The 1,325-nt window shown below is 67.0% G+C and carries 2 protein-coding genes and 1 tRNA gene; 2 read left to right on the forward strand and 1 reads right to left on the reverse strand.

Translation table 11 applies throughout. From position 1 onward, the window contains the following. Nucleotides 1-77: 77 nt before the first annotated feature. Nucleotides 78-491 carry an SsgA family sporulation/cell division regulator gene (locus ACWGH4_RS35110; RefSeq protein WP_003959770.1) on the reverse strand — a complete coding sequence of 138 codons (414 nt, stop codon included), beginning with the start codon at nt 489-491 and terminating at the stop codon, nt 78-80. Nucleotides 492-681: 190 nt separating this feature from the next. Here ACWGH4_RS35110 and ACWGH4_RS35115 point away from each other — a divergent pair, with 190 nt between their 5' ends. Continuing rightward, nucleotides 682-1,170, forward strand: a complete 489-nt coding sequence (locus tag ACWGH4_RS35115) for a TIGR02611 family protein (protein ID WP_441265316.1) — start codon at nt 682-684, stop codon at nt 1,168-1,170. A 54-nt stretch (nt 1,171-1,224) separates the two neighbouring features. Continuing rightward, a tRNA-Val gene (locus ACWGH4_RS35120) sits at nt 1,225-1,296 on the forward strand. The last annotated feature ends 29 nt before the right edge of the window (nt 1,297-1,325 follow it).

Here is a 1,325-nt window from a genome sequence, read left to right on the forward strand (position 1 = left end):
CCGTATGAGGTTGTCCACGCGGCGCCGTCTCCCCGAGACGGACGGCGCCGTGCGGTTCTTCACCGGCCGGACTGGGCTCAGCTCTCGGCCAGAATGTGCGACAGCTCCGTGTCGAGATCGAAGTGCCGGTGCTCGGTGCCTGGCGGCACCGCTGCGTCCGTCCGCTTGAGGAACGATTCCAGGGCCCGCGCCGGGGCCTCCAGCAGGGCTTCGCCCTCCGGGGAGCTCAGCGCGATGCAGACGACGCCCTGGCCATGGCTGCGTGAGGGCCAGACCCGTACGTCGCCCGTGCCGGTGGGCCGGTGCAGGCCCTCGGCGAGAAGGTCGCGGGCGAAGACCCACTCGACCGTCTCTTCGGCTCCGGTGTGGAAGGTGGCGTGCACGGCATAGGGATCGGCCGTGTCATACCGCAGGCCCGCGGGTACAGGCAGTGAGGACTCGCTCGATACAACGAGGCGCAGGTGCAGCTCGCAGCTGACCGTGGTGTTCATAAGCGCCAGGGCCTTTCGCTCAGTGTGCGCTCGGGGATTCGCACGTCGGCGAAATCGACATGCCACCTACGGTGCCGTTGTAAACCCCTCTGACCGTTTTGGGATCCTTCAGGTCGCTCGTACGGCGGTGCATTACTTTGCGTTATACGGCCATTCTGGTGACGGAGTTCGATCCGGTAGATTTGGATTCATGAACGCGCAGAGTGACGAGCGGGACGAGGCCGTCGCGGCGACGACGACCGACCCCGCCACGGGGGACGTGACGGACGGAGCGGCACAGCCGCTCCAGGAGGCGGCGAAGGAGGAACCGGCGCTCGGCTCGAGGGCGCCGCACTTCATCAAAAGGTCCAAGCCGCTGCATGTGAGCTGGCAGGTCGGCGTCTTCATCGTCGGCCTGGCCGTGGTCGGCGCCGGCGTGTCCATGCTGGTGCTGCCCGGACCGGGCTGGGTCGTGATCTTCGGCGGTATGGCGATCTGGGCGACCGAGTTCGTCTGGGCCCAGCTCGTGCTGCGCTGGACCAAGCGCAAGGTCACGGAGGCGGCCCAGCGGGCGCTCGACCCGAAGGTCCGGCGGCGCAACATCATCCTCACGACGATCGGTCTGGTCATCGTCGCGGCGCTCTGCGGCATCTATCTCTGGAAGTTCGGCCTCGCCCTGCCGTGGGACATCGACGAGTGACCGCCAAGTGGTCCGGGGCACCGGCTGACATGCGGTAATGTTTGCCGTGCGCCCGGGCGATTAGCTCAGTGGGAGAGCGCTTCGTTCACACCGAAGAGGTCACTGGTTCGAACCCAGTATCGCCCACCCGGAACGGATGCCCCGGAGACTTGACG

It is taken from the genome of Streptomyces sp. NPDC054847, assembly GCF_053610925.1.